The 19,292-nt window shown below is 61.3% G+C and carries 22 protein-coding genes; 14 read left to right on the forward strand and 8 right to left on the reverse strand.

What is annotated here, in order from left to right:
• Positions 1-57 precede the first annotated feature (57 nt).
• Positions 58-957, reverse strand: a complete 900-nt coding sequence (locus tag ACNQ62_RS14115) for a LysR family transcriptional regulator (protein WP_037964728.1) — start codon at positions 955-957, stop codon at positions 58-60.
• 104 nt (positions 958-1,061) lie between these two features.
• Positions 1,062-1,811 carry a VacJ family lipoprotein gene (locus tag ACNQ62_RS14120; RefSeq protein ID WP_418095110.1) on the reverse strand — a complete coding sequence of 250 codons (750 nt, stop codon included), beginning with the start codon at positions 1,809-1,811 and terminating at the stop codon, positions 1,062-1,064.
• Positions 1,812-2,000: 189 nt separating this feature from the next.
• Between ACNQ62_RS14120 and ACNQ62_RS14125 the strand changes: the two genes are divergently transcribed.
• Genes ACNQ62_RS14125 through ACNQ62_RS14140 form a run of 4 tightly spaced genes read left to right on the forward strand, consistent with a single transcriptional unit; the run spans position 2,001 to position 4,763 of the window.
• On the forward strand, positions 2,001-2,459 hold the full coding sequence (locus tag ACNQ62_RS14125; protein ID WP_009825875.1) for a RidA family protein: 459 nt from the start codon (positions 2,001-2,003) through the stop codon (positions 2,457-2,459).
• The gene (locus tag ACNQ62_RS14130; RefSeq protein ID WP_418095111.1) at positions 2,456-3,217 is read left to right on the forward strand and encodes a glycerophosphodiester phosphodiesterase family protein; all 762 of its coding nucleotides are present in this window, start codon (positions 2,456-2,458) and stop codon (positions 3,215-3,217) included. The genes ACNQ62_RS14125 and ACNQ62_RS14130 overlap by 4 nt, the downstream gene beginning before the upstream one ends.
• Positions 3,218-3,267: 50 nt before the next feature.
• A complete protein-coding gene (locus ACNQ62_RS14135) occupies positions 3,268-4,455 on the forward strand; it encodes a GNAT family N-acetyltransferase (protein ID WP_184583338.1) in 1,188 nt (395 codons plus the stop codon).
• The gene (locus tag ACNQ62_RS14140; protein WP_005851091.1) at positions 4,452-4,763 is read left to right on the forward strand and encodes a 4a-hydroxytetrahydrobiopterin dehydratase; all 312 of its coding nucleotides are present in this window, start codon (positions 4,452-4,454) and stop codon (positions 4,761-4,763) included. Before ACNQ62_RS14135 ends, ACNQ62_RS14140 begins: the two co-directional genes overlap by 4 nt.
• An 87-nt stretch (positions 4,764-4,850) precedes the next feature.
• On the opposite strand, the gene ACNQ62_RS14145 is transcribed toward ACNQ62_RS14140, so the two are convergent.
• Positions 4,851-5,339: a peroxiredoxin gene (locus ACNQ62_RS14145; protein ID WP_005851093.1), complete on the reverse strand. Its 489-nt coding sequence runs from the start codon at positions 5,337-5,339 to the stop codon at positions 4,851-4,853.
• 92 nt (positions 5,340-5,431) lie between these two features.
• Between ACNQ62_RS14145 and ACNQ62_RS14150 the strand changes: the two genes are divergently transcribed.
• The 4 genes from ACNQ62_RS14150 (at position 5,432) to pssA (ending at position 8,702) form a co-directional block, all read left to right on the forward strand.
• Positions 5,432-6,640, forward strand: a complete 1,209-nt coding sequence (locus ACNQ62_RS14150; protein ID WP_418095112.1) for an NAD(P)/FAD-dependent oxidoreductase — start codon at positions 5,432-5,434, stop codon at positions 6,638-6,640.
• Positions 6,637-7,188, forward strand: a complete 552-nt coding sequence (gene rsmD, locus ACNQ62_RS14155; protein ID WP_005851097.1) for a 16S rRNA (guanine(966)-N(2))-methyltransferase RsmD — start codon at positions 6,637-6,639, stop codon at positions 7,186-7,188. Before ACNQ62_RS14150 ends, rsmD begins: the two co-directional genes overlap by 4 nt.
• 91 nt (positions 7,189-7,279) lie before the next feature.
• Positions 7,280-7,939 (forward strand): phosphatidylserine decarboxylase, encoded by a 660-nt coding sequence (locus ACNQ62_RS14160; protein WP_174226618.1) that lies wholly within the window; start codon positions 7,280-7,282, stop codon positions 7,937-7,939.
• 1 nt (position 7,940) lies between these two features.
• Complete coding sequence (gene pssA, locus ACNQ62_RS14165) at positions 7,941-8,702, forward strand: CDP-diacylglycerol--serine O-phosphatidyltransferase (RefSeq protein WP_418095113.1); 762 nt, start codon at positions 7,941-7,943, stop codon at positions 8,700-8,702.
• A 3-nt stretch (positions 8,703-8,705) separates the two neighbouring features.
• Here pssA and map read toward each other — a convergent pair whose 3' ends face one another.
• The gene (gene map, locus ACNQ62_RS14170; RefSeq protein WP_037944888.1) at positions 8,706-9,521 is read right to left on the reverse strand and encodes a type I methionyl aminopeptidase; all 816 of its coding nucleotides are present in this window, start codon (positions 9,519-9,521) and stop codon (positions 8,706-8,708) included.
• A 34-nt stretch (positions 9,522-9,555) separates the two neighbouring features.
• The gene (gene sfsA / locus ACNQ62_RS14175; protein ID WP_418095114.1) at positions 9,556-10,293 is read right to left on the reverse strand and encodes a DNA/RNA nuclease SfsA; all 738 of its coding nucleotides are present in this window, start codon (positions 10,291-10,293) and stop codon (positions 9,556-9,558) included.
• Positions 10,294-10,339: 46 nt separating this feature from the next.
• Between sfsA and ACNQ62_RS14180 the strand changes: the two genes are divergently transcribed.
• The 4 genes from ACNQ62_RS14180 to ACNQ62_RS14195 are packed head-to-tail and all read left to right on the forward strand — an operon-like array spanning position 10,340 to position 13,298.
• Positions 10,340-11,059, forward strand: coding sequence for a competence/damage-inducible protein A (locus tag ACNQ62_RS14180; RefSeq protein ID WP_132997486.1), 720 nt, complete (start codon positions 10,340-10,342; stop codon positions 11,057-11,059).
• Positions 11,056-11,766, forward strand: coding sequence for a GNAT family N-acetyltransferase (locus ACNQ62_RS14185; protein ID WP_005851110.1), 711 nt, complete (start codon positions 11,056-11,058; stop codon positions 11,764-11,766). Before ACNQ62_RS14180 ends, ACNQ62_RS14185 begins: the two co-directional genes overlap by 4 nt.
• A gap of 12 nt (positions 11,767-11,778) precedes the next feature.
• The gene (locus tag ACNQ62_RS14190; protein ID WP_009825885.1) at positions 11,779-12,348 is read left to right on the forward strand and encodes a peroxidase-related enzyme; all 570 of its coding nucleotides are present in this window, start codon (positions 11,779-11,781) and stop codon (positions 12,346-12,348) included.
• On the forward strand, positions 12,345-13,298 hold the full coding sequence (locus tag ACNQ62_RS14195; RefSeq protein ID WP_418095115.1) for an OmpA family protein: 954 nt from the start codon (positions 12,345-12,347) through the stop codon (positions 13,296-13,298). Before ACNQ62_RS14190 ends, ACNQ62_RS14195 begins: the two co-directional genes overlap by 4 nt.
• Positions 13,299-13,389: 91 nt before the next feature.
• Here the strand turns inward: ACNQ62_RS14195 and ACNQ62_RS14200 are convergent, their stop codons facing one another.
• The 3 genes from ACNQ62_RS14200 to ACNQ62_RS14210 all read right to left on the reverse strand — a co-directional run bounded on the left by ACNQ62_RS14200 (position 13,390) and on the right by ACNQ62_RS14210 (position 17,535).
• Positions 13,390-14,295, reverse strand: coding sequence for a LysR family transcriptional regulator (locus ACNQ62_RS14200; RefSeq protein WP_005851116.1), 906 nt, complete (start codon positions 14,293-14,295; stop codon positions 13,390-13,392).
• A 136-nt stretch (positions 14,296-14,431) separates the two neighbouring features.
• Positions 14,432-15,391: a zinc transporter ZntB gene (locus ACNQ62_RS14205; RefSeq protein WP_235208534.1), complete on the reverse strand. Its 960-nt coding sequence runs from the start codon at positions 15,389-15,391 to the stop codon at positions 14,432-14,434.
• 116 nt (positions 15,392-15,507) lie between these two features.
• Positions 15,508-17,535 carry an FAD-dependent oxidoreductase gene (locus ACNQ62_RS14210; protein ID WP_418095116.1) on the reverse strand — a complete coding sequence of 676 codons (2,028 nt, stop codon included), beginning with the start codon at positions 17,533-17,535 and terminating at the stop codon, positions 15,508-15,510.
• Between the two features lie 167 nt (positions 17,536-17,702).
• On the opposite strand from ACNQ62_RS14210, the gene ACNQ62_RS14215 reads away from it, so the two are divergent.
• Together ACNQ62_RS14215 and purU are read left to right on the forward strand one after the other, a co-directional pair.
• Positions 17,703-18,194, forward strand: coding sequence for an RNA pyrophosphohydrolase (locus ACNQ62_RS14215; RefSeq protein ID WP_005851121.1), 492 nt, complete (start codon positions 17,703-17,705; stop codon positions 18,192-18,194).
• A gap of 211 nt (positions 18,195-18,405) precedes the next feature.
• Positions 18,406-19,290, forward strand: coding sequence for a formyltetrahydrofolate deformylase (gene purU, locus ACNQ62_RS14220; RefSeq protein WP_005851123.1), 885 nt, complete (start codon positions 18,406-18,408; stop codon positions 19,288-19,290).
• Positions 19,291-19,292: the final 2 nt, after the last annotated feature.

Raw genomic sequence — 19,292 nt, forward strand, 5'->3', positions numbered from 1 at the left:
TCGAATAAATCGTGCATGAAGCAAGTATTACTCGTGTTAACTGCCCTTGAAGCGGAATTAAGGCGTGTTCTGCCCGTTGTCCAAGCTCTCGATCAGAATATTCTGTTGATTTTCAGCCGCTTGAGCGAGGTCCATCAAACTACGCCGTGCGATCGACAGCATCTCGGGGTCCAGATCTTCGCGCCAGACCACCCATGCGGGGTACGCAAAGCGTGGGGAATTTGCCACAACATGCAGTTTTCCAACGTCGAGATACCGTTGCACTGCCCGTGCGGGCAGGTAGGCAGCCGCGCGACGGTTGACGATATAGTCGGCCGCAAGCCCGCCAAGGGCCAATGATCGCCCCGAATTGGTCAGATGGGGCAGGGCGCTGGCGTGCATATGCGTAAACTCCGGCCCCCAGTCGACCGCGACATATTCTTTGCCAAGATCTTTGACGTCCGTTTCAAAGGACGCGACGAGAATCAGTTCTTCCTCCAGCACGGGTTCGACGCGCAAACCGGGGCGCAGCTGCGGGGTGTAAAGCAAGGCGGCCTGAATAACCCCTTCGACCAGAAACCGCGTCAGCCGGTCGGACATGCCCATTTCGGCGTGAATACTCAGTTCGGGCATCATCGTTTGCATCGCGTCGATCCAGCGAAAGCCAAGCTTGTGCCAAAGGGCGTGCTGCGCGCCGAATGAAAAGCTGCGGCTATATCCTTCCGGGATCGCGATCTGCTGCCGGGCTTCTTCCCATATCTTGAGAAGGCTCAGCGCGTATGAGGTGAATTGTTCGCCTTCCGAGGTCAGCACCGCCCCCGCTTTTGATCGTTTGAACAGCGGGTGGCCCAGGCTGTCCTCAAGCCGTTGCACGCGCAGGCTGACAGCGGATTGGGTGACAAACAGCCGTTCGGAAGCAGCGACAAAAGAGCCGGTGTTGGCGACTTCGATAAAGGTTTTGATCAGGGTGATATCCATGCCCTGATAATGATCCTCCGCAGGCCCGTTGCCAAGCTGCCCTGACCTGAATCGCGCGCCCCTATCCGAAAGAGACCGGAAGGGAGGCGCGTGTTATTTGATGCTTAGTCAACCATGCGCGGGCCGGTGGTGGCGGCGATGCTGGTAGGGCGCGCCAGATCGGCACGGCGCTTTTGCAGATAGTCCTGACGTGCCTGGGCATAGCTGTCGCCCGATGCGGAGATTGGCACTTGTTTGCCATTCACGATGCGGCGGTTTTTCTCGAATGCGCTATCGGCATAGCCGGTGACGGTGCCGACGTAGCTTTCGGGGCTATCAAGCGTATAGGACAGCGGATTGGTGAACAGGTCCACCACGCGGCCGGCGGTGTCGCGACGGGTCGATGGGCCGATCAGCGGAAGCTCGATATACGGGCCTTCGCCCACACCCCAGACATACAGCGTTTCGCCAAAGTCGGTATCATGCTCGGGCACTTTGAATTCGCTCGCGACGTCGAACAGGCCGCCCATCCCAAGCGTGCTGTTTACCAAGAAGCGGTAGGTCGACAGGCCAAAGCCCGCGAGATCCGCCTGCAAGGCGCTGTTAACGGCAGCTTGCGGCATCGACAGGTTCTCGGAGACGTTATGCACGACCGTCTGGAATTCGATAGGCACCGCCCCCAGCACGCGGTTGGGTTTGCCCGATCCGCCGATCTTCTGATTAAAGGCGTGGACCTTGCGGTTACCGGCCTCGTGCGGGTCATTGACCCCTGCGGGCTGGGTCCGCGATGCACCGCTACAGGCGGCAAGACCTGCAACCAAAGTGACACCCACAAGGGCGCGCAGCGATGTGGAGAGGCTCGTGGCCTTAAACATGGTATAAATCCCGAAAACGCGTGAAAAACATGGTTCGTTATGCGCAGCGTCCCCGAAATACGCAACATGAGTTTCCTTGGGCGGCTCGCGTAGGGGGCAGGTGTTGCAGTTCCTCCCTCTTGGGTCTTTTCGTTTCGGCATCGCATCGCTATCGTCCCGCCAAAGCCATTCATTCCAAGGAAGTCCCCCATGAGCATCACCAGCCGTCTGAACGATCTTGGCGTCACCCTGCCTGACGCACCTGCCCCTGCGGCGAACTATGTGCCCTTCGTGAAAACCGGCAACACGGTCTATGTTTCGGGCCAGATCTCGAACGGGCCGGACGGGTTCATCACCGGAAAACTGGGCGCGGATATGGATGTCGCCGCGGGTGCCGAAGCCGCCAAGACCTGCGCGATCAGCTTGCTGGCGCAAGTCAAAGCCGCATGTGACGGCGATATCGAACGGCTCAAGCGGGTGGTGAAGCTGACGGCCTTTGTGAACTCCACCGCCGACTTCACCGACCAGCCCAAAGTGGTTAACGGGGCCTCTGACTTCCTTGTCGAAGCTTTGGGGGATGCGGGGCGTCACGCGCGCTCGGCCGTTTCTGCCGCCTCCTTGCCGCTGGGTGTCGCGGTCGAGATCGAAGGCATTTTCGAAATCGAATGACCCTACCACAGGCGTTTTATACAACCCCTATTGCGCATCGCGGTTTTCATCACCGCGATGCCGGTCGGCCCGAAAACAGCTTTGCCGCCTTTCGGGCCGCGATTGATCGGGGCTATGGCATCGAGCTTGATGTGCAGCTGTCACGCGATGGTGTGGCGCTGGTGTTTCACGACTATGCGCTGGATCGGCTGACGGGGCAGACCGGTGCCATCCGGCAACGCGATGCGGATGACCTGTGCCAGATTACGCTCACCGGCGGCAGCGACACTATTCCCACCCTGCCGCAGGTACTGGAACTGATCGCAGGACGCGTGCCGCTGCTGGTCGAGATCAAGGATCAGGACGGTGCAATGGGTACGGACATCGGACCGCTGGAAGATGCGGTGGCAGAAGCCCTGCGCGACTATGTGGGCGATGTGGCGGTCATGTCGTTCAACCCCAACAGCGTCGCGCGGATGGCAGAGCTGCTGCCGCATGTGCCGCGTGGATTGGTGACCAGCGCCTATCGCTATGTCGAATGGCCGCTGCCCAAAGCCACCTGCGACCGCCTGCGCGAGATCCCCGATTACGACCGCACCGGCGCGTGTTTCATCAGCCACGAGGTCGACGATCTGCCCCGCCCCCGCGTGGCAGAGCTGCGCGAGGCAGGCGCGATGATCTGCTGCTGGACCGTGCGCAGCCTTTCAGTTGAAAACGGCGCACGCGAATTTGCGCATAATATCACCTTCGAAGGCTATGACGCGCCGCTGCAAGGTTGAACCGTCAGGCTTCGGCCACAGATAAGGCCTATGACAACGGGACATCCAGTATGAACGCGCGCGACGTCGAAATCAGAATTGCCTCGCGCATCGCGCAAATCGGTCAAGCGGAATGGGATGCCTGTGCCTGTCCCGAAGCCGCCGGGGGCGCGCGCCCCGCGGACCCTTTCACCACCTTTCGTTTCCTTTCAGCGCTAGAGGAAAGCGGCAGCGTCGGCCCCGGTACGGGGTGGCAGCCGCAATACCTCAGCGCTGCCATTGACGGTCAGATCATCGCGGTCGCGCCGATGTACGCCAAGTCACACAGTCAGGGCGAATACATCTTTGACCACAGCTGGGCCCATGCGTTTGAACGGGCGGGCGGGCGCTATTACCCCAAGCTGCAGATCGCCGTGCCCCATACCCCTGCCACGGGCCGCCGTTTCCTGACCCGTCCGGGGTTTGAAGAGACAGGCACCGCGGCCCTCATTCAGGGGGCGGTCCAGCTGACGGATTCAAACGGGCTGTCGTCCTTGCACATTACCTTTTGTACCCAAGACGAGGCTGCCGCCGCAGAGCAACTGGGCCTGCTCGCCCGCAAAAGCCAGCAGTTCCACTGGCACAACGCGGGCTTTGAGGACTTTGACGGGTTTCTTGCCACGCTCAGCTCGCGCAAGCGCAAGAACATCCGCAAGGAACGCCAGCAGGCACAGGCCTTTGGCGGAGAGATAGAGGTGTTCACCGGTGACGATCTTCAGCCCGAACATTGGGATGCCTTCTGGCAATTCTATCAGGACACAGGCGCACGCAAATGGGGTACGCCCTATCTGACACGCGCATTCTTCGACATCGCCCAGGACCAGCTACGCGACGACATGGCACTGGTGCTGGCCAAGCGGGATGGTGCATGGGTGGCGGGGGCACTGAACTTTATCGGTGCCGATGCGCTTTATGGGCGCTATTGGGGCTGCACCGAACATCATCCGTTCTTGCACTTTGAATTGTGCTATTATCAGGCCATCGATATCGCGATCAAGCTGGGCCTCTCTACCGTCGAGGCAGGTGCGCAGGGGGAACACAAGCTCGCGCGCGGTTACCTGCCACAGGCGACGTGGTCGCTGCATTGGATGCGGGACGAGGGTTTTATGCGCGCTGTTGAAGACTATCTTGTACAGGAACGGGCAGCCGTTGACGAAGAGATAGACATTTTGACAGATTACGGCCCATTCAAAAGGGTCGAGGTTGAGGAACAGGAATGAGCGAAAGATTAAGCGAAGAGACGCGCAAAACCGTATTGGCCCCCTTGTTCAGCACAGGCTGGGCTATGGTGGAGGACCGGGATGCGATCGTCAAAACCTTCAAGTTCAATGATTTCGCGGATGCTTTCGGCTGGATGACCCGCGCGGCGATCTGGGCCGAGAAATGGAACCACCATCCAGAGTGGGAGAACGTTTATAACAAGGTGATCGTCACCCTGACGACCCATGACGTGGATGGCCTAAGCTCGCTTGATGCCAAGCTGGCGCGCAAGATGGATGGATTGATGGGCGAGGTCAAAGCGGGCTAAGGCACCATTGACCGTCGCATTATCCAATGAAAAACGCAGCCGCGGTGCCCCCGCGGCTGCGTTTTTCTTTTTAAGGGTCGTGCAGGATTACATGTTGTCCAGCAGTGCTTCACCGCCCGACATATCGCAGACGCCGGGCTGTACCTCGGCTTGGAATAGCGTGACCTTGCCGTCATCCACTAGCATCGCATAGCGTTTGGAGCGCGAGATCAGCCCCGCGGGCTCGGCCGAGAATTCCATGCCGATGGCTTTGGTAAAGGCGCTGTTGGCATCGGCGAGCATGGTGATGCCAGCCGCCGTCGCGCCTGTCGATTCACCCCAAGCGGCCATAACAAAGGGGTCATTGCAGGACACGCAGATGATCTCGTCCACGCCTTTGGCGTCGAACTGGTCCTTGGTGCGCACAAAGCTGGGCACATGGGCGGAATCGCAGGTGGGCGTATAGGCACCGGGCACGGCAAAGACGACGACCTTGCGGCCCTTTAGCTTGTCAGCCATCTGCACAGGCTGCGGGCCGTCCGGCCCCATTTGCACCAGCGTTGCATCGGGCAGCGTGTCGCCTTGAGAAATCGTCATATGCGTGACCTTTCGTGTCATTGCGTTTGTCTTCACGGAAGATATAGGCTTTGCACGCAGGCAGGAACACGGTTTTTTCGAAAGGGGCAAGGATGGGTCATGTGGTGGTGATCGGGGCAGGGCAGGCGGGGTCATCCTGTGTGGCCAAGCTGCGCAACTCCGGCTTTGAGGGCAAGATCACGTTGATCGGGGCCGAAACCGTGCCCCCCTACCAGCGCCCGCCCTTGTCCAAGGCCTATCTGCTGGGCGACATGGCGCTTGAGCGGCTGTATCTGCGGCCCGAGAGTTTTTACGCCGACCACGGGATTGACCTGATGCTGGGCACCACGGTCGACAGCATCGATCCGGCGGCGCAGACCGTGCGGGTGAACGGCGGGGATATGGCCTATGACGATCTGGTGCTGACCACCGGATCTTTCCCGCGTCGTCTGCCCGCGCATATCGGTGGCGATCTGGCGGGCGTGCATGTGGTGCGCGACCTCAGCGATGTCGATACGATGGGCCCGCGCTTTACCAAAGGCGCGCGGGTGCTGATCGTCGGCGGTGGCTATATCGGGCTAGAGGCCGCCTCGGTCGCGGCCAAGCTGGGGTTGCAGGTGACACTGGTAGAGATGGGCGATCGCATCCTGCAACGGGTCGCGGCCCCGCAGACCTCTGACTTTTTCCGCGCGCTGCACGAGGCGCATGGCGTCACCATCCGCGAAGGCGTCGGGCTTGAGCGTTTGACAGGCGACACGCATGTCACCGGCGCTGAACTGTCGGACGGCACGACGCTGGACGTGGATTTCGTGATCGTCGGCGTTGGCATCGGGGCGGCGACGGCGCTGGCCGATGCGGCGGGGATCGTGAATGACAACGGCATTATGACCGACACCCACGGGCGCACTTCTGCACCGCATGTCTGGGCTGCAGGCGATTGCGCGTCCTTCCCTTATCGCGGCGGGCGCATCCGGTTGGAATCGGTGCCAAACGCCATTGATCAGGCCGAGCTGGTCGCGGAAAACATCATGGGTGCGGATAAGGAATATGTCGCCAAGCCGTGGTTCTGGTCGGACCAGTATGACGTGAAACTGCAGATCGCGGGGCTGAACATGGGCTATGATCGCGTGATCACCCGACGCAGCGATGCCGATAGCGTGGCCTTCTGGTACTATCGCGGGGACGAGCTGCTGGCGGTGGATGCAATGAACGATCCGCGCGGCTTTATGATCGGGCGCCGGTTGATTGAGGCGGGCAAATCCCCCGCGCCTGCGCTGATCGAAGACCCGAACACAGACCTGAAGGCGCTGCTGAAGTCATGAGGATCATCGCTGGCAAACACCGTGGCACCCAACTGGCCGACGTGGGCAAGGGCGATGCGGATGCGCATTTGCGCCCCACCTCTGACCGCGTGCGCGAGAGCCTGTTTTCCATGCTGACCCATCACAATGTGATCAACGGCGCGCGGGTGCTTGACCTGTTCGCGGGCACCGGTGCCCTTGGGCTAGAGGCGTTGTCGCGCGGTGCACGCGAGGTGGTGTTCATCGAGAACGGGCGCGTCGGGCAAAAGCTGATCACCGAGAACATCAAGAAGCTGCGGGCCGAGGGCGCGACCACGCTGATGCGCTCCGACGCGACGGCCCTTGGGGGGTGGATCGCGGCGCCGTTCGATCTGGTCTTTCTCGACCCGCCTTATGGCAAGGGCATGGGCCAGACCGCCTTGGTCAAGGCGCGCGCGGGCGGCTGGCTGACACCCGATGCCATGATCGTCTGCGAGGAAAACGCCCCGCTTGATCCGCCCCAAGGCTTCACGCGCGAGGACAAGCGCAAGTATGGCGACACCTGGATCACCCTGCTGCGCCAAGACTAGCCCATTGGGCATCACCAGTTGCCGCTTTGCATTCGTTGCGCTGCGGCCTATGTGCTAACAAAGACGTAAAGGAAAGTAGACCGCCATGAGCCTGAGCATGACCAGCACCTTCATCAAGCCGATGCACCCCGAGGGGCGCAAGTTCGTGGCGATATTTGCCGCGATCACGCTGGTGCTCTTTATCATCGCTGAACCACTGGGATGGCTGGGGGTGGGCGCAACCGTCTGGTGCTACTACTTTTTCCGTGACCCTGAGCGGGTGACACCCAAGGGCGATAACCTTGTCATCAGCCCTGCCGATGGCATCGTATCGCTGATCGAACCTGCCGTGCCCCCCGCAGAGTTGGGAATGCCCGACACGCCGCTGACACGGGTCAGCGTGTTCATGAACGTATTTAACTGCCACGTGAATCGCGCCCCCGTCGCGGGCGAGATCACCGAAATCGCTTACCGCCCCGGCAAGTTTTTCAACGCATCGCTGGACAAGGCGAGCGAGGATAACGAACGCAACAGCCTGCGCATCAAGATGGCCGACGGCCGCGAGGTCGCCGCCGTCCAGATCGCCGGTCTGGTAGCGCGTCGTATCGTGTGTTTCACCAAGAAGGGCGCGCATACGCAGGCGGGTCAACGCTTTGGTCTGATCCGCTTTGGATCGCGCGTCGATGTCTACCTGCCCGAGGGAGTCACCCCGCGCGTCAGCATCGGCCAGACGATGGTCGCAGGCGAAACCGTGCTGGCAGAGCTTTCCTGAGATGACCGATCAGCCCCCCGTCGCGCCGGATAAGACGAAAACCGAATTCTCGTTGCTGCAGCTGTTGCCCAACATGCTGACCATTGCCGCGATCTGTGCCGGTATTTCCGCGATCCGTTTCGCCGCCGAGGGGAATATCGCTCTGGCTGTGGCGCTAATCACGCTGGCGAGTATCCTTGACGGGATGGACGGGCGCACCGCGCGCTATCTGGGCTTCAACAGCAAGATCGGGGCCGAGCTCGACAGTCTTGCGGATTTTGTGAACTTTGGCGTTGCCCCGCCTTTGGTGGTGTATTTCTGGGGGCTACAGGATTCCTACCGCGCGGGCTGGCTGGCGGTGCTGGTCTTTGCGATCTGTTGCGTCATGCGGCTGGCGCGGTTCAACGTCGATTCCCGGACCAAAGACCCGCTGGACGATGGCGGCTATTTCACCGGTGTGCCGTCGCCCGCAGGTGCGATGCTGGTGATGCTGCCGATCTATCTGCCCTATGCCTTCGGCCCCGGTGCCGCGCTGCCCGACGTTGTATCCAGCCTGTATATCGTGCTGGTCGGCTGGGTCATGGTCAGCCGCATCCCCACGTGGTCGTTCAAATCGGTCAGCTTTTCGCGCGCCAACGTGACCTATTTCCTGATCTTCTTTACCGGCTTTATCGCCTGCCTGGTCAGCTTCCCCTGGGCCACATTGGTGATCTGCTGCTTTGCCTATGCAGGCAGCGTGCTGTGGGCCGTGATCGAGCTGAGGCTGGCCAAGCGCCGGGGCTGAGGATCAGCCCTGGCTATAGGTCGGGTGGAACATACCGGCGGGGGATTCGGTAAAGATCTCGTATCCGGTTTCGGTCACGCCGATAGAGTGTTCAAACTGCGCTGACAGGGATTTGTCGCGGGTGACCGCTGTCCAGTCATCGGCCAGTACCTTGGTCTCTGCGCGGCCCAGATTGACCATCGGTTCAATGGTAAAAAACATGCCGGGTTCCAGCACCGCACCGGTGCCGGGGCGGCCATAGTGCAGCACGTTTGGCGGTGCGTGGAACACGCGGCCCAGCCCGTGACCGCAGAAATCTGTCACGACGCTCATCCGGTGGGATTCCGCGAAGGTCTGGATCGCGTGGCCGATGTCGCCAAAGGTATTGCCGGGCTTCACGACCTCGATCCCGCGCATCAGCGCGTCATGGGTCACGTTGATCAACCGCTCTGCCTTGCGCGACAGCTTGCCCGCGACATACATGCGCGAGTTATCTCCGTACCAGCCATCGACAATTACGGTGACGTCGATGTTCAGGATATCGCCATCCTTCAGCTTTTTATCACCGGGGATGCCGTGGCAGACGACATGGTTCAACGAGATACAGCTGGCGTGTTGATAGCCCTTATACCCGATGGTGGCAGACTTCGCGCCGGCGTCTTCGATCATCTGCGTGATCACACCGTCAATGGCACCGGTGGTCTGTCCGACAAACACATGTTCGGCGATGTCATCAAGGATTTGCGCCGCCAGCTTGCCCGCCGCGTGCATCCCCGCGAAATCCGAGGGGTCGTAAATGCGAATGCCATCTTTGGTCTGGCGTCCTCGGTGTTCGTTCATCACCGCTGTCTCCGTCATATGAATTTGCTGCTGTCTAACCCGCTTGGCCCCCAAGAGCCAGTGCAGGCGGGTCGATTAGGGGGATTGCGCCCGCTACGCTGACCCCAAGGGGGCTGATATGGGTGCCGATGACATGGGTTTCCAGCCCCGCAGCACGGGCGTCGGCAAAAGCGGCGGCATAGGCGGGATCGATATCGGCCGCCACGCTAAAGGCGCTGCAATCGGTGCGCTGCACCAGATACAGCAGCACGGCGCGGTGCCCGTCCCGTGCCATCTGCGCCAGCTCTCCCAGATGCTTTGCGCCGCGTTTGGTCACGCTATCGGGGAATTCGACCAGCCCCTCGCGGCGCGACAGGGTGGCGGATTTCACCTCGACATAGGCGTCGGGCAGGCCGGGCTCGGCCAGCAGAAAATCGATGCGCGAGTTTTCACCGTATTTCACTTCGGGCCGCACGGTCGTGTAGCCCGCGAGCGGGGCGATCTGCCGATCCATTAACGCGGCCTTGATCGCACGGTTCGGCAGCGCGGTATCGACGCCGGTGAAATGCCCGTTCTCGTGGTCAACCAGCCGCCAGCCGTAATCCAGCTTGCGCTTGGGGTCATCATTGGGCTCAAGCCAGATTTTCATGCCGGGGTCGGCAAGCCCCATCATCGACCCGGGGTTGGCGCAATGGGCCGTCACCTCGGTGCCGTCCTCAAGCTGGCAATCGGCCAGAAACCGTTTGTAGCGGCGGATCAGGCGGGCGGGGACAAGTTCGGTTTGAAAGCGCATGGGGGGTGACCTATACCTCAATTAACGGCCCCTCAAGGAGACAGCCATGCCCAACCCCACTGCTGCGATGATCGTCATCGGCGATGAGATCCTGTCGGGGCGCACCCGCGATTCAAACATGCACCATCTGGCGGGGCAGTTGACCAGCGTCGGGATCGACCTGAAAGAAGTCCGTGTGGTGGGGGATGAAAACGGCACAATCATTGCTGCCGTGCAGGAACTGTCGCGCGTCTATGACAGCGTGTTCACCAGCGGCGGCATCGGGCCGACCCATGATGACATCACTGCCGATTGCATCGCCGCTGCGTTCAACAAGCATATCGACGTGCGCGAGGATGCCCGCGCCATTTTGGCCGACCACTACGCCAAAAGCGCGACAGAACTGAACACTGCCCGTCTGCGCATGGCGCGTATCCCCGATGATGCCACGCTGATCGACAACCCCGTGTCGGCGGCTCCGGGGTTCAAGCTGGAAAACGTCTATGTCATGGCCGGCGTCCCCGCCGTGTTCGAGGCGATGGTCGCCAGCGTTCTGCCAACCCTGACCGGTGGGGCTCCCCTGATCAGCGCCACCCATCGCATCGAACGCGGAGAGGGCGACATCGCCGGACCGTTGGGAGAGTTGGCGCATAGCTATCCCAACCTCTCTATCGGGTCCTACCCCTTCCAGAAAGACGGCAAATACGGCGCGCATATCGTGATCCGTGGCAATGATCAGGCCGAGGTCGACGCGGCGATGGCAAAGCTCGCGCAGGTGTTCCCGTGACCGATCTGGCGCAGCTTTATCAGGTCATCGACCACACATGGCCCGCCGCGAAAATCTGGACCGAAACCGGCTGGACCCTGCGGGACGGGCAGGGCGGGGGCAAACGCGTCTCTGCCGCGACGATGGCCGAACCCAATGCAGATATTGGTCAGGCCGAGGCCGCGATGCACGCCATGGACCAGCGCCCAATCTTCATGATCCGCGACGGCGACGACACGCTGGATACAGAACTGGCCGCGCGCGGGTATGACATCGTCGATCCGGTGAATGTCTATATCGCGCCGGTCGGCAAGCTGACCGATGTGCCGATGCCGCGGGTGACCGCTTTCCAGATATGGGAGCCGCTGGCCATCATGACAGAGATTTGGGCCAAGGGCGGCGTGGGCCCTGAACGGATCAACGTGATGCACCGCGCCGCGACCAAAACCGCGATCCTGACCCGCTGGAACGAGATGCCCGGTGGCGTCGCCTTTGCCGCGCTGCATGATGGCGTGTGCATGGTCCATGCGGTCGAGGTGCTGGAACACCAGCGCGGGCAGGGTGTGGCGAAATGGCTGATGCGCAGCGCCGGTTTCTGGGCGCAGGCGCAGGGGGCGACGCAGGTGGCGGTTCTTTGCACAAAGGCGAACGCGGCCGCGAACCGCCTGTATCAGGGTCTGGGCTTTGATCTGGTAGGGCACTATCATTACCGTCAATCCCCTGACTGAAGGAGCCGCCCCATGGCGCATGATGCCCCCACTGCCCTGAACCTGCCGATGGTCGATCCGCTGCCCGAGGACACGCAGAAATACTTTGATGTCTGTCAGGAAAAGCTGGGGATGGTGCCGAATGTGCTGCAGGCCTATGCCTTTGACATCGACAAGCTGAACGCCTTTACCGCGATGTACAACGACCTGATGCTGGGCGCGTCGAACCTGTCAAAGCTGGAACGCGAAATGATTGCGGTCGTCGTGTCGTCCGTGAACAAATGCTACTATTGTCTGACGGCCCATGGCGCGGCGGTACGGCAACTGTCGGGCAATCCGATCCTTGGGGAACAGATGGTGATGAACTGGCGTGTCGCCGATCTGGATGCGCGGCAAACCGCGATGCTGGCTTTTGCCGAACACCTGACCGTCGCCAGCGCCAAAACCACCGAGGCGGACCGTCAGGCGCTGCGTGATGTAGGATTTTCCGACCGCGATATCTTTGACATCGCGTCGGTCACGGGGTTCTTCAATATGACCAACCGCGTCGCCAGCGCGACCGAAATGAAACCGAACGACGCTTACCACGCGCAATTCAGATGATCCTCTGGCGTGCCGGGCTGATCTGGCTTTTACTGGCGGGCACGGCCCATGCGCTGGACCTGTCGCTGCCCGCTGCGGCGCGGCAGACCGTGACCCGCGATACCGACCCTGACAGCTATCTTGCCCCGACCTCTGCCTTTGAGAACGGCGGCTTTGCCAGCGTCAAAATCGAAGGGTCCATCGCGCGCTCTGCCTGGCGGTTAGAGGCTCCGGGCCTCACGCCCCTACAGATTATGCGGCCCCTGCGCACCCAGCTAGAGGACGCGGGCTACAGGATCGTGCTGGATTGCAGCGCCGAGGTCTGCGGCGGTTTCGATTTCCGCTTTGCGATCGAAACACTGCCCGCGCCGAACATGTATGTCGATCTGCGCCAGTACCAGTTTGTCACCGCCGTCAAAGGGTCGCTGCAATCACCTGACGCCGTTGCGACCCTTCTGGTCAGCACAACCGATACCTCTGCCTATCTGCAGATCGTTGAGGCGGATGCGCAAGGCCCGGCGTCCAGCCCGTCGGTGCCAGAGGTGGCGGAAAACACAAAGACCTTGGCCCCCGATGCCCCCGCGCAAAGCCAGTCAGAGATGGCTGCGGCGTTGCAGAATACCGGCCATGTGGTGCTGGCTGCGCTTGATTTCGGCACCGGCACCGCGGCCTTGGGGCAGGGGGAGTTTGATGCGCTGGCCAATCTGGCGGCGGTGCTGAAAGACCAGCCTGATCTGCGGATTGTTCTGGTGGGCCACACCGATAGCGTCGGCGGGCTGCAAAACAATATTGCCTTGTCCCGAAGCCGCGCGGCGGCGGTGCGGCGGCGGCTGATCACGGCGCATGGCATCGCGGGCGATAGGATCGAGGCGCAGGGCATGGGCTATCTGTCGCCAATCGCGTCCAACCAGACCAAAGCGGGGCGCGACGCCAATCGACGGGTCGAGGCCGTGCTTTTACCCGCGCCCTGACCCCGAACAGAAAAATCCCCGCATCCCTGAAAAGGGAGCGGGGGCAGCCACATGTGGGCTCAGTTCACCGAGGGCAGTTGGTGATCTCGTGTTACCAGTCCGTTGGACCTTTTTCGGCAAAGGTATGGGCTAGAAAATCAATGAAGGCGCGCACCTTGGGCTGGGTGAACCGGCCCGGAGGATAGACGGCGTAGATGCCTTGGGTCTCAAGCGGGAGATCGGGGATCGCGTCTTCGACCAGGCCTTTCTCCATCGCGTCGGCATACAGAAAGCTCGGCAGGTAGGCGATGCCAAGGCCAGAGATGGCGGCGTTCAGCAGCGATTGCCCGTCGTTCACCGACAGCCAACCAGCGGTGCGCACCTGACGCTTTTCGCCCGACGGCGAGGTCAGCTTCCACATATTGCCGCTGGACTGGTTGGAATAATGCAGCAGCTTGTGATCGTTCAGATCGTCGATCTTTTCGGGGCGGCCGTATTTCTCGAAATAGGCGGGGGAGGCGATCATGCGTTTGGTCGTCTCGGTTAGCTTGCGGGCCCGCAGGGTGCTGTCTTCCAGCTCACCGATACGGACGGCCATATCGAAACCTTCGCTGATCAGTTCGACGTAGCGGTTGTTCAGCACCATGTTGACGGTGATATCGGGGAAATCGGCGAGGAATTCGGACAGGGCGGGTGACAGATGGTTCACGCCAAAGTCCGTCGCGACCGAGATCCGCAAAAGGCCCGAGGGCGCGGATTGCATAGAGGTCACAAGCGCATCGGCTTCGCCCGCATCATTCAGCACACGGCGGGCGCGGTCGTAATAGGCAAGCCCGATCTCTGTCGGGCTGACACGGCGGGTCGTGCGGTTCAGCAACCGCGCCCCAAGCCGCGCTTCAAGCGAGGATACGTGTTTGGATACGGCGGATTTGGAGATACCCATCTTCTTGGCCGCATCGGTAAAGCCACCCTGGTCCACGACCGTGGCGAATGCTTCCATCTCTGTCAGGCGGTCCATACCCGTCCCCTTTCATCATCTGCGTCTGGAAAGGGTATGGCGGCCAAATCAGGCAGGATCACGGCAGCGGTGAGACAGTGGAGAGGTATTTATAGGGATCGTTCGCGGCGGGGAAACAGGGCGCGCCGTGCTGTGGTCAAATCCAGCGGACCAGTTTCAGGACCAGAAACATAAGCAGCGCCAGCCCCGCCATGCCGAGACAGAGGATGGTAAACGCCCAAGGATGGTCCACCCCCGGCATCCCGCCCACGTTGACGCCGAACAGACCGGTCAGAAATCCCAGCGGCAGAAAGATCGCCGCGGCGACCGACAGCACATAGCCGTGGCGCGCTTGGCGCTGCGCGATATTGGCGTCGTGCTCTTCCTGAACCGACACCAGCCGGTCGCGCAGCTCGTCCAGCTCTTCTACCGCGATCAGCGCGCTGTTGGCCTGCTCGCGCAGCTCAAGCTGGCTTTCGTCGGGGATCAGCGGGATGTCAAAGGCGGCCAGCTTGGCCAGCGCCTCGCGTTGGGGGTCAAGATAGCGCCGCAGCCGGATCACGCTGCGCCGGATTTCGGGCAGCTCATGGGGCATCGGGGTGTTCTTGTCCTCTAGATCATCCTCGAAGAACTCCGCCTGTTCATCCAGTGTTGCAACATGTTCCTGCACCCGCAGGGTCAGGCGACCCACGAGCGCTTCGAGGAACTCCGCAGGGCTGGGAGGGGCCTTTTGCGCTTCGGCCTCGCGGCGGATCGCGTCGATGGCAAAGACTTTCTTGCGGCGCACGGTGATCAGCAGGTCGGAATCCACATACATCCGCACCGATACCATTTCATCGGCATCCTGCCCCTCGTTCATATTGATGCCGCGCAGGTTCAGGATCAGCCCGCCTTCAAAGCGGTCACAGCGCGGGCGGGTCTGTTTCTGGATCAGCGATCCGGCGGGGATTTCGTGCAAGTGTTCGCGGACCCAGGGTTCAAGCATCGGGTCGGCAAGATCAAAGTGCCACCAGCGGTAGATGCCCGGCCCCGTAAGATGCGTGTCGGTGGGCACTTGGGTCGTGCCATCGGCAAAGATATCGAAAACGCAAATCGGCATGGCCACACCCTGAAACATCTATTGATCCGGGCATTTTGACAGACCGGCGCGGAGGCGCAAGATGTGCTGCCCTTGTGGCGCGGGCGAAAGACGGGGCAGGTCACGACAGCCTGCCCCGTTTTGGTCGACATACCTTACAGCGCAGCGGCCAGACGGGTGCCTTGGTCAATCGCGCGTTTCGCATCCAGTTCAGCCGCGACATCCGCGCCGCCGATAACATGGCACGGGATGCCCTTGACCTCTAGCGCGTCGGCCAGCGACCGGTCCGACAGCTGACCGGCACAAAGCACGATCGTATCCGCCGCGATCACCTGCGGCTTTTCACGCGCTTCGCCAAAGCTGATGTGCAGGCCCTCTGCGTCGATCTTCTCGTAGTTGACGCCCGCGATCATCTGCACGTTCTTCATGGTCAGGGACGCGCGGTGGATCCAGCCGGTCGTCTTGCCCAAGCCCTTGCCGACCTTGGTGGTCTTGCGCTGCAGCATGGTAACTTCGCGCGCGGGGGCGTGCGGCTGCGGACCTTGGGGCGCGAGGCCAGAGCGGTGATCGGCGGGGTCGGTGACGCCCCATTCCTTCATCCATTCGGGCAGGTTGGTGGTGGTGCTGTCCCCGTCATGCACCAGATGTTCGGACACATCGAAACCGATGCCGCCCGCGCCGATGACGGCGACGCGCTGACCAGCGGTGACGGTGCCGTTCAGGATGTCGATATAGCTGACCACATTGCCCGCGTCCTGACCGGGGATTTGCGGGTCGCGGGGAATAACGCCGGTGGCGATAATCACCTCGTCATACTCGCCCAGATCATTGGCCGAGACTTCGGTGTTCAGCTTCACGGTGACGTCGTATTTCTTGACCATCTCCCGATACCAGTCGACGAGGCCCCAGAACTCTTCTTTGCCGGCGACCTGCTTGGCAAGGTTCAACTGGCCGCCGATCTCGGCTGCGCGATCAAAGACGGTGACCGTATGGCCGCGCTCTGCCGCGGTGATGGCGGCAGAGAGCCCCGCAGGGCCCGCGCCCACTACGGCGATTGTCTTGGCCGCGTCAACAGGATCGACGCGTAGTTCAGTCTCGTAGCAGGCGCGCGGGTTGACCAGACAGCTCGAGATTTTGCCGCCAAAGGTATGGTCCAGACAGGCTTGGTTGCAGGCGATACAAGGCGCGATCTCGGTCGATTTTCCGGCGGCGGCCTTGGCGACGAAATCGGCATCGGCCAGCATGGGCCGCGCCATCGACACCATGTCGGCGCAGCCGTCCACCAGCACCTCTTCGGCGACCTCGGGCGTGTTGATCCGGTTGGAGGTGATCAGCGGTATGTTCACCTGACCCATCAGCTTTTTCGTGACCCATGCAAAGGCCGCGCGCGGCACCGAGGTCTGGATCGTCGGGATGCGCGCCTCGTGCCAGCCGATGCCGGTGTTGATGATCGTGGCACCTGCGGCCTCTACCGCCTTGGCAAGCTGCACGACCTCTTCAAAGGTTGAGCCGTTGGGGATCAGGTCGATCATCGACAAACGGTAGATGAGGATGAAATCGGGGCCGACGGCCTCGCGCACGCGGCGCACGACCTCGACTGGCAGTCTCATGCGGTTCTCGTAAGACCCGCCCCATTCGTCGGTCCGTTTGTTGGTGTGGGTGACGAGGAACTGGTTCAGGAAATACCCTTCGGAGCCCATCACCTCTACCCCGTCATAGCCTGCCTGTTTGGCACGCAGGGCGCAGGCGGCGATATCGCTGATCTGCTTTTCGATGCCTTCCGCATCCAGTTCTTTCGGGGCAAACATCGAAATGGGGGATTTGATCGCCGAGGGGGCGACGCAATCGGGGCTGAAGGCATAGCGCCCCGCGTGCAGGATCTGCATCGCGATCTTGCCGCCTGCCTCGTGCACGCGGTCGGTGACGATGCTATGGTTGTCCACGTCCTTTTGCGACAGCATCATCGCGGCACCATGGGCGACCGACCCTTCGGGGTTCGGCCCGATGCCACCTGTCACCATCAGCCCCACATCGCCACGCGCGCGGGTGGCGTAGAATTCGGCGACGCGGTTCCAGTCCTGTGTTTCTTCAAGCCCGGTGTGCATAGACCCCATCAACACGCGGTTCTTCAACGTCGTGAACCCCAGATCAAGCGGGGCAAGCAGGTGCGGATAGTCGGACATTTGGCAAACCTTTCGAGGGCTGAATGTAGGGTACTGGACCGTTCTGTGCGGCAGTTCACCCCAAGCCTGCGGTTCTGTCACGCACAACGCTGCGTAAGCCAATATACATGGGCGCGGGATTCGTGCTAACGCCGGTATGACTTCTCTTGCCGCGAAAGGCCCCCGATATGACGCCAGAAGAAATCGCCCGACTGCCCTATCGCCCCTGTGTCGGGGTCATGCTGGTCAACGCCGACGGGCATGTGTTTGTCGGGCAACGTCGGGACCGGGATCAGGACGCATGGCAGATGCCGCAAGGTGGCGTCGAAAAGGGCGAACACGCCGAAGTCGCCGCCCTGCGCGAGCTGGAGGAAGAGACAGGCATCCCCCCAAGCTCTGTCACCGTGGTGGCACAGACCGAGGGCTGGTTGCCCTATGACCTGCCGATCGAACTGGTGCCCAACATCTGGAAAGGCCGGTTCCGCGGGCAAGAGCAGAAGTGGTTCCTGCTGCGCTTTCACGGGTCGGATGACGAGATCAACCTGGACACCGAACACCCAGAATTCTCGGACTGGCGCTGGTTGCCGGTGCGCGAACTGGTCGACAACATCGTCCCGTTCAAGCGCGAGGTCTATACCGCTGTGGTCAACGCCTTTGTCGAGCATTTCGCCGACGCCTGACAAAGGGGCGGGCCGCGTTCACCGTCTGCCCGATTGCGTAGCGGATATGGGCCAATGTGCATGATCGGAAACCGATTGTGCTGATTTGACCGACCGCGCGGGCGTCGCGTGTCTTTTTCGGCTGTCGCGAACTTGACGGGGCGGGGGCGGATAGGAAACAGGTGGCTATCGGCGCGCGACGTCGGACCGCTTTGCCACAGGAAAAATCCCGATGAAGACATATGCCCTGACCGTGACCTGCCCCTCTGCGCGCGGGGTTGTTGCGGCGATTGCGAATTATCTGGCCGATCAAGGCTGCAACATCTCGGACAGTGCGCAGTTCGACGATAAGGAAACCGGCGGTTTCTTCATGCGCGTCAGCTTTGAAAGCGAAGCCGAAGTTGATCTGGCGACCCTGTCAGACGGCTTTGCCGATGCGGCGCGGCCCTTTGACATGGCCTATGAATTCCACGACGAGGCGGTGAAGATGAAGGTCGTCATCATGGTCTCGCGCTTCGGGCATTGTCTGAACGATTTGCTGTACCGCTGGCGTATCGGCGCGTTGCCGATCGATATTGTCGCGGTGGTGTCCAACCATATGGACTATCAAAAGGTCGTCGTTAACAACGACATCCCGTTCCACTGCATCAAGGTCACGCCGGAAAACAAAGCCGACGCCGAGGCGCGGATCATGGCTGTGGTCGAAGACGCGGGGGCCGAGCTGATTGTGCTGGCGCGCTACATGCAGATCCTGTCGGACGAAATGTGCCAGAAGATGTCGGGGCGGATCATCAATATCCACCATTCTTTCCTGCCCAGCTTCAAGGGGGCGAACCCGTATAAGCAAGCGTTCCAGCGCGGGGTCAAGCTGATCGGGGCGACATCGCATTACGTGACCGCCGATCTGGATGAAGGGCCGATTATCGAACAGGACATTGTGCGCGTCACCCATGCGCAATCCGCCGAAGACTATGTCTCGCTCGGGCGGGATGTCGAAAGTCAGGTATTGGCGCGGGCCATTCACGCGCATATCCACCGGCGCGTGTTTGTGAATGGCAACAAGACGGTGGTCTTCCCTGCCTCGCCGGGGTCTTACGCCTCTGAACGGATGGGGTGAGC

It is taken from the genome of Sulfitobacter sp. SBS6, assembly GCF_048285585.1.
GTDB classification, from domain to species: Bacteria; Pseudomonadota; Alphaproteobacteria; order Rhodobacterales; family Rhodobacteraceae; genus Sulfitobacter; species Sulfitobacter pontiacus.